Consider the following 12826-nt stretch of genomic DNA (forward strand, 5'->3'; position numbering starts at 1 on the left):
GACCACGGGATTATTAATTTAAATTAAAAATATCAGTTAACGGGAAATTAAATGTATTCGATTATAGATATAGAAAGTAATGGTGCAGGTTATAGAAATGAATGCATTATAGATATTGCCATCTACAGGTATGATGGTCAGAAAATTACGGACCAGTTTATATCTCTTGTAAACCCCGAAAGTGATATTACTCCTTTTGTGCAGAAGCTGACCAGCATTACCCCAAAGATGGTTAAAACGGCACCGAAATTTCATGAAATAGCCAAAAGAGTTATCGAGATAACCCAAAATACCACCTTGGTAGGTCACAATATCGATTTCGATTACCGGATGCTGCGCCAATCTTTCAAAAGACTCGGGTATGATTTTAAAACCAATACATTAGATACTATACCGCTCGCCAAAAAACTCATTCCGGATGAGGTAAGTTACTCGTTAGGGAAACTGGTAAAATCATTAGGAATTCCTTTGACGAATCATCACAGAGCTGAAGGCGATGCCAGAGCAACGCTGGAATTGTTCAAGCTTTTGGTGTCAAAAGATATTGAAAATGAAATTATTCAGAAGCAGCATGAGGAATCTAATGCGCAAACATATATCAATAAGATCAAAGAGCTGACCCAGGATCTGCCAAATGAAAAAGGATTTGTTTATTTTCAGAATGAAGCCGGAAAGATTATTTTCTCGGACTATGTTCAGGATATCAATAAATTTTCAAAAAAAGTTTTCAATTCAAAATCAAAAAAATGGGAAGAGGTTCAAAAAAATGTCAGCCAGATTAATTTTGAGCTTACCGGCACAGATATTATTGCAAAGCTCATTCTCAATTCTAAAAATGTTAAGAAGAAGGAGGTCCTGCCTTTCGGACTTTATTTTAGAAATAATAAATATGTTGTTGAAAAAAACAACCTCAATAAAACAGAAAAGCCAATTTTGAAATTCAGGTCTTTCACCCAGGGAACAAAAGCGGTACAGTTTCTCGGAGCATTACCGGAATATAAAGAAGCTGCTGTACTGAAACAAAAAATAGACTTCCGAAAAAGGAATGAGCTTTGGCTTGGATCAGGAAGGAAACTAGGGGAAAAGTTATTTTTAATTATTGAAAACGGAAAGGTGATATCATACGGTTTTTATGAACTGTTTACGCAGATACAAACCCTGAGTAAGCTTGCTAAATTGAAAATTGATCTTCCTTTACCTGCGGGTGATTTGAATAACGAATTACAGCTGGCACTGCTTCGTGGTGATTTTGAAACATTGCCGTTACCGAAATAATAGAAAAATTTGCACTTTACAGATTTTATCAAGAAAAAGAGCTTTTCAAATCAATTTTCATAAAATAAAAAATAAATAGTATTTTTGCAAAAAATAAAAATAAGCAATGCAAAATTTTAAACAAATAAAAACTGGAAAAAAGGGAGCTGTAAAGTTCTCTAAGGTTTGGAATATTTAAAAGACTTGTCTTGCATAAAAATAAGTAATGTGGCAGGCTCTTTTTCGAAGAATCTGCCTTTTTTTATGTTAAAAATGAAATTATGAATTCAAAAGAATTATTAAAGATTGCCAATGAGTTTGGCACACCCGTGTATGTTTACGATGCTGAATCCATCAAAGTTCAATACGAAAAACTTACATCTTCTTTTTTAAAACACACTAAGTTCTTCTATGCAGCGAAGGCGTTGACAAACATCAATATCCTTAAGTATGTCAAGAAGCTGGGTGCTTCTTTGGATTGTGTATCTATTAATGAAGTTAAACTTGGACTAAAGGCAGGATTTACGAAAGATAAAATACTGTTTACTCCAAATTGTGTTGACTTAGCTGAAATAGAGGAAGCAATGACTTTTGGAGTTCATATTAACATTGATAACATCTCTATTCTAGAGCAGTTTGGTAATAAATATGGAAATTCTTACCCTATTTTTGTGAGAATTAATCCACATATTTTTGCCGGCGGAAACTATAAAATTTCTACAGGACATATCGACAGTAAGTTCGGAATCTCAATTCACCAGCTTCGTCACATCGAAAGAGTAATGAAGAGTACAAACGTTAATGTGGAAGGGCTTCACATGCATACCGGAAGTGAAATTAAAGATCCGGAAGTTTTCCTTCAGGCTTTAGATATTATGCTTGAGCTTTCTGAGCATTTCCCTAACCTGAAATATCTTGATATGGGAAGTGGTTTCAAAATTCCTTACCAGGATAGCGAAGAAGAAACGGACGTTAAAACATTAGGTAAAAAAGTAGAAAGAGTTTTAGCTGAATTTGCTAAAACATCAGGAAGAAAGTTTGAACTTTGGTTCGAACCAGGGAAATTTTTAGTAGGAAAAAGTGGCTATCTTTTAGTGAAAGCCAATGTAATCAAACAGACAACAGCTACTGTTTTTGTGGGGGTGAACTCTGGGTTTAACCATTTGATCCGCCCGATGTTCTACGACTCTTACCACTTCATTGAAAACCTGTCTAATCCAAAAGGAGCAGAAAGAATTTATACTGTAGTAGGAAATATCTGCGAAACGGATACATTCGCATGGGACAGAAAACTGAATGAGGTGAGAGAAGGCGATATCCTTGCTTTCCATAATGCCGGAGCTTACGGTTTTGAAATGAGTTCTAACTTCAATTCAAGATTAAAACCTGCTGAGGTTTTATTTCTTGATGGAAAAGCGCATTTGATCCGTAAAAGAGATGAATTCGAAGATTTATTGAGAAATCAGATTGAAGTAGTTATTTAAATCAAAAATATAATGTATAAACGGCTGTCCTTTGGATGGCCGTTTTTTATTTTCAATACTGTAGTCATTCAGGTTTAAAAAACTTTTGGTTAATCGCAAAGTTGCTTTTTGTAGGGACGGGTTTATTATTAAATTACCATTTTTTAACATTGAAACCACGGGAAGGTTTCATTTTAATTAGTTAAATTTGATAGGGATACAGATTTTTCAAGGCTGTATTTTATCTTAAAATAACACCAAACCTATTAATTATGGCTAAAAATATAGCAGAGCAGATTGTTGAAATGCTCGAAAATGCCAATGTGAAAAGAATTTATGCAGTAACCGGAGATAGTCTCAACCATCTGAATGTGGCCGTAAAAAAAAGCAGTATTCAATGGATTCATGTGAGACATGAAGAAGTGGGAGCCTATGCCGCCGCCGCTGAGGCTGAGCTGGATGGCCTTGCTGTATGTGCAGGAAGTTGCGGTCCGGGGCATGTTCACCTGATCAATGGGGTGTATGAGGCACATCGTTCCCATGTTCCCATGTTGGTTATTGCTTCCACGATTCCCAGTGAGGAAATGGGGATGGATTATTTCCAGGAAACGAATACAATAAAGCTGTTTGATGACTGCAGCTACTACAATCAGATGATTACAAGACCCGAACAGGTGCAAAGAACACTGCAGACTGCTATTCAACATGCCATCTCTAAAAAAGGAGTAGCAGTGATCGGTCTTCCTGGAGATGTTTCTGAGCTGGATGCAGAGGAAGCAGCTACTTCCGCCCAGATATTTAAAACAAATCCTGTTATCAGACCATCGGATGACGAGCTGAAACATCTCGCGGAACTTGTGAATGATAATAAAAAAGTTGTTCTCTACTGCGGAATAGGAGCTGGTGCAGCCAATGCTGAAGTGGTGGAATTGTCAAAATTGTTAAAAGCTCCGGTGGGATATTCATTCCGGGGGAAAATGGCTATTCAGCCCAATAATCCCAATGAAGTGGGCCTTACAGGACTATTAGGATATCCGTCAGCTTACCATGCAATGCATGAAGCAGATCTCGTTATCCTTTTGGGAACAGATTTTCCTTACCAAAAGTTTATGCCGGTCAAAAATAAAATCATACAGATTGATGAAAGCCCGGAAAGGCTTGGAAGGAGAGCTAAGCTGGAACTGGGACTAGCGGGAGATGTGAAAGAAACAATTAAAGCCTTACTTCCAATGTTGAAAGAAAAAACAGATGATCATTTTCTCAATGAACAGCTGGCATTCTACGAAAAAGTAAAAGAGAACCAGCTCACGTATGTCAAAGATTTTGGAAAAAAAGATGCTATTCAGCCGGAGTATGTGGCATATACCCTGGACCAGCTTGCCAAAAAGGATGCTATTTTTACGGTAGATACAGGAATGTGCTGCGTCTGGGGAGCAAGATTCATTACCGGAACGGGAGAGCGGAAGATGCTCGGTTCTTTTAACCATGGATCAATGGCCAATGCGATGCCAATGGCTATTGGAGCTTCTTTAGCTCATCCTGAAAAACAGGTGATTGCGATGTGTGGAGATGGAGGATTGTCGATGCTCTTAGGAGATATGGCAACCATTTTTCAGTATAAACTTCCCATAAAGCTGATTGTTTTTAATAACAGAACATTAGGAATGGTGAAGCTGGAAATGGAAGTGGGAGGCATGCCGGATAATGAAACCGATATGATCAATCCTGATTTTGCTATGGTAGCTCAGGCAATGGGATATCCGGGGAAGAATGTTCATGATCCTGAAGAGGTGGAAAATGCGATTAAGGAGTGTTTAAACTATAACGGACCTTACCTTCTCAATATATTCACTAATCCTAATGCTCTGGCCCTTCCCCCAAAAATTGAATTTGATCAGGTTATAGGCATGACAAAATCAATGGCCCAGCTGATGCTGGGTGGTAAAATGGAGGAAGCTTTTGAAACAGTAAAGTCCAATTATAAGCATATTAAAGGATTGCTGTAAACTGAAATTGCATGGTGATTCCCTAAACTCAACTTAAAACTTCATACTGATTGTGTGAAGTTTTTCTTTTTTATAAAGAGGGTAAATATTTACCTTTGCTTATTATTATACATATAAATTATGAAAACGATATTTTTACTTCTGGCTCTTTGTGCTGCAAATTTTTCATATGCCCAGGACCTTGAAGACAGAGACGATTCTTTTATCACGGAGAACAATAAAAATATTTTAAAAATAGATATTAAAGAACCTTTTATGCAGGTTGCTGTTAAGTGCAATGATTTTAAACCTGCTGCTTATGAAGGAGGAGCGGCTGCATACAAAGAGATCCTGAGAAAATATATGTATACCTATCTGAATTCGGATTTCTATACCCTGACAGGAGACTTTACATTTACATTAATGATTGATGAAAAAGGAAAAGTGACTGACATTGTGGGTTCTCCTAAAGTGCTTCATAGCGAAGTTTTCTTTGATGATATGCAGTATGTGGTGAGAAGGATAAAGAAAAACTGGGTACCTGCCACCTGCAATGGCCAGCCTGTAAAATCTGAAATGAAACTGAGAATGAGCTTGACTTCTTTATCTGTAGACCTATAAATATGAAAAAATATATTGTAATCCTGTTCCTTCTTTTTAGCTTTTTGGGGTATTCTCAAGAATCAAAGCCACAGAATGAAAGTGTAACCAGTTTGCAGAATGCTGAATTTCCCGGCGGAGATGCTGCTTTTACTCAGGAGTTTTTAAAAATGATTCATGCTTATGTTGATTTAAAGAAGTATGCCGTAAACGGACAATTCGTTTTTGTTTTTGATGTGAATACGAATGGGAAGGTTGAAAATCTTGATGTTTTGCCCAAAGTAAAAAATAGCGAAATGTTTATTGACGATATGCAGTTTGCCATCAAAAGAGTAAAAAAGAAATGGAAGCCGGCCATTAAAGATGGAATACAGGTGATTTCTAAAAAAATAATTAAAATCAACTTTACATCAGATCATTTTGACCATGGAGATTAGAAAATAAGTTCTTGATAGATTTTTAAAAAGGATTAGCATAAATGCTTACAATTTAATAATTTGATGGTGATTTTATTTCTTAAATCTAAGTTTTAAAAAGCTATAATACTTCAGTAGAATCTCCTGACATTCTGTCACAATATTTTGTATCTTTGCAAACTTATCTGTTTGTGATTTAAGTTTTCAGGACGTGTGCCCTGAAATTTAAATTCCGAACCTTAAACTGATTATTGTGCAAGAAAAATATATAGACGAAACAAAGCAAGGGGAAGCTTTTGCAGTGGCTGAAAAACCTGAAAATTCTAAAAAATTATTTTTAGAAAGCTACGGGTGTCAGATGAATTTTTCTGATTCTGAGATTGTTGCTTCTATTCTTAATGAGCAGGGATACAATACAACAATGAAGGTGGAAGAAGCGGATCTTATTCTTCTGAATACATGTTCTATCCGTGAAAAAGCAGAACAGACTGTAAGAATGCGTCTCTCTCAGTTCAAAAATCTTAAGAAGGAAAAACCCAATATGACGGTAGGAGTTCTCGGATGTATGGCTGAAAGGTTAAAAACCAAATTTTTGGAAGAAGAACAACTGGTTGATCTTGTTGTGGGACCTGATGCTTACAGAGATCTTCCCAATCTTTTGAAAGAAACAGATGATGGAAGAGATGCCATCAATGTTATACTTTCCAAGGAAGAAACCTATGCTGATATTAATCCTGTCCGTTTGGGTGGTAATGGTGTAACCGCTTATGTAACAATTACCAGAGGTTGTGATAATATGTGTACATTCTGTGTAGTTCCGTTCACAAGAGGACGGGAAAGAAGCCGTGATCCACACTCTATTATCGAAGAATGTAAAGAGCTTAGCAATAGTGGTTATAAAGAAATTACCCTTCTGGGTCAAAATGTAGACTCCTATCTATGGTATGGAGGAGGTCCTAAAAAAGATTTTGCTAAAGCTTCTGAGATGCAAAAAGCAACAGCTATTAATTTTGGACAGTTACTTGATTTGGTGGCGAAAGCGGTGCCTGAAATGAGAATCAGATTCTCTACTTCAAATCCTCAGGATATGAGTTTAGATGTATTCCACATGATGGCTAAACATGATAATATCTGTAGATATGTACACCTTCCGGTACAGAGCGGAAGTAACAATATGCTTAAGGCCATGAACAGACAGCATACCCGTGAGGAGTATTTGGAGCTGATCAGAAAGGCTAAAGAAATTGTTCCTGATGTTTCATTTTCACAGGATATGATCGTTGGATTTTGTGATGAGACTGAAGAAGATCATCAGGATACTTTAAGCCTGATGAAAGAAGTAGAGTATGACTACGGCTATATGTTTGCGTATTCAGAAAGACCGGGAACCCCTGCTCACAAGAAGATGGAAGACAATATTCCGGCTGATGTGAAACAAAGACGTTTGGCTGAGGTTATTGCACTTCAGGGAGAGCTTTCCAGAAAAAGAATGATCTCTTATGTTGGAAAAGTACATCAGATTTTAATTGAAGGAATTTCCAGGAAAAACAAAAACCAATGGAAGGGCAGAAACTCTCAGAATGCCGTTTGTGTCTTCGATAAGCTTGAAGGGCAGAAAATAGGAGACATTGTGGACGTTTTTGTTTATGATAATACGCAAGGCACACTTTTAGGGAGAATTGCTGAATAATTTGAAGTTTTGGTAAAAGCAATCTGTTTTCTAGCCTTGTTTTCCTGTATTCTGATATCGTGTCAGGCAGAGAAAAAGGTGAGTAAATACCCCAATACGGTTGGAGATATTGAATATGACAGGAAATTAGATGTCGCAGATCTTAAGAAATGCGGAACAGGAAAAGATAAACCTTTCAGTTTTCAGTATTACCACGGCGCAAAAGGCTTTGATTACAAAGGAGAAAAGATGGCCATTGTAGAAAAACTGAAAAAAGAAAATATTTATTCTGAAAATAAGAGTAACGGTTTTATTACCGTCAGATTTTTAGTAAATTGTGAAGGAAAGACAGGACTGTTCAGGCTGCAGCATATGAGCCCGGATCTGAAAGATACAGTTCTGGATGTAAAATTGGAAAATAAGCTGTTACAGTTTACCCAATCATTAGATGGATGGATTCCAAAGGAAATCAATGGTTCCAAAGTAGACTATTATCAGTATTTAACCTATAAAATTGAAAATGGAAAAGTTTCAGAGGTATTACCTTAGCTTTTTGTTACTTATAGTGTATACCAATACTATTGCACAGGTTAACTGTAATGCAATAGAGGGAGAGGACTGTAAAAAAGCTTGTGAGTTATACAACCTGGCTTCCGATTTTCAGGGGTACAGGGCATCTCAGGAAGGCTTTGATAAAGCGATTGAGTTGTGTCCGGATTTTGCCAATGCCTATATGGAGAAGGCCGTTCCTTATCTAAAAAATGGAGATTTTGTAACGTGGAAGGTATTAATTGATAAGGCGGTTGCTTTAGATCCTAAAATGCATTTAGGATACAGAGGCTGGTGCAAATTTCAGTTTTTAAGAGACTATAGTGGTGCTATTCTGGATTTAGAAACACTAAAAAATTATTATCCTGAAGATTTGGGAAGATCTCTAAACGGAGATTATAATCTGAGCATAGTAAAGGCTATGTCTTACAGTGCTTTAGGACAGAAAGAGAAGGCTGCCGGAATTATTGAAAGACAGCTGGCCACCAGAGGGTATGTAAAGGGAATGTTTGACCATTACCAGCTGGGTGTAACCTATTTTGAACTGGGGAGATATGATAAAGCCCTGGAAAATTTTGAAAAACAAAGCAAAGAATACGACTTTGCAGAGAATATATACTTTAAAAGTAAAGTTTCGAAAATAAGAAACAAAGATTATTTGGATTTAAAAACGTTGGCATTGCAAACGTATGATGAAGGAAAGACCATGAAAGATGTCTATACCCATCATTTTAACAAAGTCTACAGAAAGCAGATTGAAGAGCTGTAGATAACATTAAATCAATAATCAAACATTTACTTATGAGCAACGAGTTACAAAACATAAAAAACCGCTTTGGAATTATCGGAAATTTTCCGGCACTTAACCGGGCTTTAGAAAAGTCTATCCAGGTAGCACCTACGGATATTTCCGTTTTGGTGATTGGAGAAAGTGGGGTAGGAAAAGAATTTATTCCAAAAATCATCCATTCAGAATCCAGGCGAAAACATCAGCCTTATATTGTAGTTAACTGTGGAGCTATTCCTGAAGGAACTATAGACTCTGAATTATTTGGACACGAAAAAGGAGCTTTTACTGGGGCTACAGCCACCAGAAAAGGATATTTTGAAGTAGCCGACGGCGGTACTATATTTTTGGATGAGGTGGGAGAGCTTCCGCTGCAAACACAGGTTCGCCTTTTAAGGGTACTGGAAAGCGGTGAATTTATGAAAGTAGGTTCTTCACAGGTTCAGAAGACCAACGTAAGGATTGTAGCGGCTACTAACGTTAATATGATGAAGGCTATTCATGACGGAAGATTTCGTGAGGACTTATATTACCGTTTGAATACCGTTCAGATAGACATGCCTCCTTTAAGAGAACGAAAAGGAGATATCCATTTGTTATTCAGAAAGTTTGCAATAGATTTTGCAGAGAAGTACAGAATGCCTGAACTTGAATTGGAACCCAGTGCTGTTCATTATATTGAAAACTATGCTTTCCCGGGAAATATCCGCCAGTTAAGAAATCTGGTTGAGCAGATGACTGTGGTGGAAAGAAATAGAAATGTCACAGCAGAGAAGCTTGCAGAATATATCCCAATGGAAACGCATCTTCCAATGGTGGTCAATAATCAGAATACACCCAAGCAAAATGACTTTGGAAGTGAGAGGGAAATTATGTACAAAATTCTCTTTGATATGCGGAATGATATCAATGATTTAAAATCCCTAACTTCGGAATTGATAAAGAACAGAGGGACAGCTGACTTGAGTAATCAGGAGAAAAATCTGATCAACAGGATTTATACTCCGGAAAGCCAGCCACAGGTAACTCAGGGATCTTTATTGTATTTTGAAAATAATAACGATACTCAGGCTGTTCAGAACCCAACGATTATCTCGTCGCAGGATGACAGCTATGAAGATATTGAAGACATTGAAGTGGAGGAAAATAAACCGGAATCCCTTTCTCTTCAAAATAATGAAAAAGATTTGATTGTCAAGGCTTTGGAGAAGCATAAGGGACGCAGAAACAGAGCGGCAGATGAATTGGGAATTTCACAGAGAACCTTATATAGAAAAATAAAACAGTATAATCTGGAAGACTAATCCTGCATAAAGGAATTGGATTCTATGAAATAAAATAAAAAATGAATATTAAGATTAAAAATATTAGTCTGAAGAGACCAATATTAGTTGGGGTACTTTTCGTTTTGCTGGGAGTTCTAAACTCATGTTACAGCTTCACAGGGTCATCCCTGACAGATGAAAAGACAGTTCAGATCAATGAGTTTCCTAATAATGCGGCGCTTGTAAATCCTACATTATCCCAACAGTTTTCTACTGATATTCAAAACAGATTTCTGCAGAGAACAACATTGAAAGGGACTAAAGAAAATCCTGATATTCTGATAGAAGGAGAAATTTCAGATTACAGCATTTCTCCCACTACCATCAGTTCCAATACCCAGACAAATCCTTCTGGTGGAGTGATACAACAGGCTCAAAACAGGCTTGTAATAACAGTGAAAGTACATTATGAAAATAAAGTACACCCTGATTCCAGTTTTGACAGAACCTACACGGATGAAGCTGCTTTTAATAGCAATTTATCACAGAGTGAGATCGAAGCATCTCAGGTGAAAATTGTTACAGAAAGAATAATTAATAAGATATTTAACGACATTGTAGCGAATTGGTAAGATGAATCCAAGAGTTTTAGAATTAATAAAAAATCCGAAAAATATTCAGTCAGAAGATCTTCATCTTTTGAAAGAAGAGATTCACGCTTTTCCCTATATTCAAAATATTAGGGCACTCCACTTATATGGGGTACATCTCTATGATAAAGAAAGTTATCAGAAGGAGCTTTCCATAACGGCGGCTTATACCACAGATAAAAAAATTCTTTATCAGCTGATCAATGGAAAGATTCAGCAAAGCTCTAAACCTGAAATTACAGAAGAAAAGCAGGTTTCTGAAAACGCTCAGAAGCCAGTCCGGTATTCTTTTAATAAAGAAAAAATCTTTCCTATCAAAAGAGAGCCGTCTTCTGAAAAAGAAGTGGAGCAGGAAGAAGGCGTTTCGTGTATGTTGCAGACCTCGCAAGGAGTTGAGCCTATTTATGTTAACGGTGAACGTAACAGAATTCTTTTTGAAGGAGAAGAAAACTTTCTTGATGAAGTATATACTGAAAAGATTGATCTTGAATCTACATTAGAGTCAGGTACGCTGGTTACTCAGAAGCCCGTATTTCAAACTGTGGCAAAAAATATAAAAGAGGAAGAAAAAGAAGAAAATGTAGGAGAAAATTTCACGCCGGAAACCATTATTACTGAAGATGAAATTTCTTCAGAACCCGAAGAAGAAGTTCAGAAAGAAGAGGAAGTAAGCTTCCATGAAGTAGAAGCTATATTGCCGGAAGTTACCGTTGAAGAAGAGACTGTTCAGGAGCATGAAGAGGGAGAAGAAAATTTCACACCGGAAACCATTATTACTGAAGATGAAATTTCTTCAGAACCTGAAGAGGAAGAAGTTCAGAAAGAAGAGGAAGTAAGCTTCCATGAAGTAGAAGCTATAGTGCCGGAAGTTACCGTTGAAGAAGAAACTGTTCAGGAGCATGAAGAGGAACAAGAAAATGTAGAAGAAAATAATAATGCGGTTTCTAATAATGAAGGGATTGCTGATGAACCTGAGGCTGAAATTAGTTTCCATGGAACAGATTCATTTATGCCGGATGTCAAAATTCAGATAAATGAAGAAGAAATAAAAGAAAACACAGCAATTTCCCAACCTAATGTAAACAAGCATGAAGACGAAATGAGACGTCTGATTGAAGAGGTTGAGAAAAGAATGAAAGAGGCTAAATCTGCTTCACAAGAGGAAAAAGAAGAGCCGGAAGTAGTTGCTGATCATGAAATAAGCTTTGCAGAAACTCAAAATTTCCATTTCTGGTCTACGGAGAAAGAAGAAGAACCTGCCAAAGATGAGGAAGTACTGTCAGCTTCAGGAGAAGAAAAACAAGAAACTCCTGAACCGGTAGAAGAATCTCATATAGAAGAGGTTACACAGGAAGAAAAGAAAACACCTGAAATCCGGTCTGCATGGAAGCCAATGAGTCTTGAAACCAATATGCCGGATTCCTTACTCACTAAACCTGCAAAAGTTTCTGAACCTGAAATAGAAGTGTTCTTACAGGATGAAACTCCTGAAATTCCTACAGAAGTGGAAGTGAAAAGTGAGAATATCACAGCAGCCGTTGAAGAGTCTGAAAATATAATAGAAGAGTCTGCTGCAGAAGCAGTACAGATTGTAGAAGAAGTTCCTGAACTGCCGGAAAATGAAGCTGAACATGCTCAGGAAAATGCTCAAAAAGGGGCAAAAGAAGAAGCTCCGGTGATGAATGTATCATTCTTTGGAACGGATATTTCGAGCCTGAGAGTTGCAGAAGGAAAGAAAGAAGCTAATGAAGATTCAATGAAAGAAGAAACAATGCAGGAAGTTCCGGTACAAAAAACAGTTCAGCCTGTTGTAGACAGCAATGTTCCTGGTTTTATCAATACATGGCAAAGCTGGCTGAAAATCGACAGACCGGAAGAAGCTGAAAAAGAAAAGCCTGAAAAGAAGATAAAAGTTATTGATAACTTTATTGAAAATAACCCTAAGATCAGTCAGTTAAAAGAAGAAAGCTCTTATGTTGTTAAAGAGAAAAATGACGATATCTCTCATTTGATGACAGAAACATTGGCTAACCTTTATTTTGAACAGAAGCTATATACTAAAGCAATAAAAGCATTCGAAATATTAATCAAGAAAAATCCTGATAAAAAAGAATATTTTGAATCTAAAATCAAGGAAATAAAAGATTTTAGAAGTAAAAACTAAAAAAATGTGCTGTCCGGGAGACAG

The 12826-nt window shown here is 36.8% G+C and carries 11 protein-coding genes; all 11 read left to right on the forward strand.

Features of this window, described 5'->3' with window-relative positions; translation table 11 throughout:
* The first annotated feature begins 51 nt into the window (after positions 1-51).
* The 11 genes from MP477_RS06135 to MP477_RS06185 all read left to right on the forward strand — a co-directional run bounded on the left by MP477_RS06135 (position 52) and on the right by MP477_RS06185 (position 12802).
* Positions 52-1275 (forward strand): PolC-type DNA polymerase III, encoded by a 1224-nt coding sequence (locus tag MP477_RS06135; RefSeq protein WP_257189609.1) that lies wholly within the window; start codon positions 52-54, stop codon positions 1273-1275.
* A gap of 260 nt (positions 1276-1535) precedes the next feature.
* Positions 1536-2738, forward strand: a complete 1203-nt coding sequence (lysA, locus tag MP477_RS06140; RefSeq protein WP_257189610.1) for a diaminopimelate decarboxylase — start codon at positions 1536-1538, stop codon at positions 2736-2738.
* Positions 2739-2989: 251 nt separating this feature from the next.
* Positions 2990-4723, forward strand: coding sequence for a thiamine pyrophosphate-dependent enzyme (locus MP477_RS06145; protein WP_257189611.1), 1734 nt, complete (start codon positions 2990-2992; stop codon positions 4721-4723).
* A gap of 120 nt (positions 4724-4843) precedes the next feature.
* Positions 4844-5323: an energy transducer TonB gene (locus MP477_RS06150; protein WP_257189612.1), complete on the forward strand. Its 480-nt coding sequence runs from the start codon at positions 4844-4846 to the stop codon at positions 5321-5323.
* A 2-nt stretch (positions 5324-5325) separates the two neighbouring features.
* Positions 5326-5739, forward strand: coding sequence for an energy transducer TonB (locus tag MP477_RS06155; RefSeq protein WP_257189614.1), 414 nt, complete (start codon positions 5326-5328; stop codon positions 5737-5739).
* Positions 5740-5971: 232 nt separating this feature from the next.
* Positions 5972-7408: a tRNA (N6-isopentenyl adenosine(37)-C2)-methylthiotransferase MiaB gene (gene miaB, locus MP477_RS06160; RefSeq protein WP_230032773.1), complete on the forward strand. Its 1437-nt coding sequence runs from the start codon at positions 5972-5974 to the stop codon at positions 7406-7408.
* Positions 7409-7486: 78 nt separating this feature from the next.
* Positions 7487-7936 carry a hypothetical protein gene (locus MP477_RS06165; RefSeq protein WP_257189620.1) on the forward strand — a complete coding sequence of 150 codons (450 nt, stop codon included), beginning with the start codon at positions 7487-7489 and terminating at the stop codon, positions 7934-7936.
* The gene (locus MP477_RS06170; protein ID WP_257189622.1) at positions 7908-8705 is read left to right on the forward strand and encodes a tetratricopeptide repeat protein; all 798 of its coding nucleotides are present in this window, start codon (positions 7908-7910) and stop codon (positions 8703-8705) included. The genes MP477_RS06165 and MP477_RS06170 overlap by 29 nt, the downstream gene beginning before the upstream one ends.
* Before the next feature lie 32 nt (positions 8706-8737).
* Entirely contained in the window at positions 8738-10027 is a 1290-nt protein-coding gene (locus MP477_RS06175; protein WP_257189623.1) for a sigma-54-dependent Fis family transcriptional regulator, read from the forward strand.
* A gap of 41 nt (positions 10028-10068) precedes the next feature.
* Entirely contained in the window at positions 10069-10620 is a 552-nt protein-coding gene (locus tag MP477_RS06180) for an LptE family protein (protein WP_047491908.1), read from the forward strand.
* 1 nt (position 10621) lies between these two features.
* On the forward strand, positions 10622-12802 hold the full coding sequence (locus MP477_RS06185) for a tetratricopeptide repeat protein (protein ID WP_257189624.1): 2181 nt from the start codon (positions 10622-10624) through the stop codon (positions 12800-12802).
* The last annotated feature ends 24 nt before the right edge of the window (positions 12803-12826 follow it).

Source organism: Chryseobacterium sp. WG23, from assembly GCF_024586575.1.
GTDB lineage: Bacteria > Bacteroidota > Bacteroidia > Flavobacteriales > Weeksellaceae > Chryseobacterium.

Coding starts and splice junctions, on each gene's coding strand:
- MP477_RS06135 (WP_257189609.1), top strand. CDS start 52: ATGTATTCGATTATAGATATAGAAAGTAATGGTGCAGGTTATAGAAAT.
- lysA (WP_257189610.1), top strand. CDS start 1,536: ATGAATTCAAAAGAATTATTAAAGATTGCCAATGAGTTTGGCACACCC.
- MP477_RS06180 (WP_047491908.1), top strand. CDS start 10,069: ATGAATATTAAGATTAAAAATATTAGTCTGAAGAGACCAATATTAGTT.
- MP477_RS06155 (WP_257189614.1), top strand. CDS start 5,326: ATGAAAAAATATATTGTAATCCTGTTCCTTCTTTTTAGCTTTTTGGGG.
- MP477_RS06145 (WP_257189611.1), top strand. CDS start 2,990: ATGGCTAAAAATATAGCAGAGCAGATTGTTGAAATGCTCGAAAATGCC.
- MP477_RS06175 (WP_257189623.1), top strand. CDS start 8,738: ATGAGCAACGAGTTACAAAACATAAAAAACCGCTTTGGAATTATCGGA.
- MP477_RS06185 (WP_257189624.1), top strand. CDS start 10,622: ATGAATCCAAGAGTTTTAGAATTAATAAAAAATCCGAAAAATATTCAG.
- MP477_RS06170 (WP_257189622.1), top strand. CDS start 7,908: ATGGAAAAGTTTCAGAGGTATTACCTTAGCTTTTTGTTACTTATAGTG.
- MP477_RS06150 (WP_257189612.1), top strand. CDS start 4,844: ATGAAAACGATATTTTTACTTCTGGCTCTTTGTGCTGCAAATTTTTCA.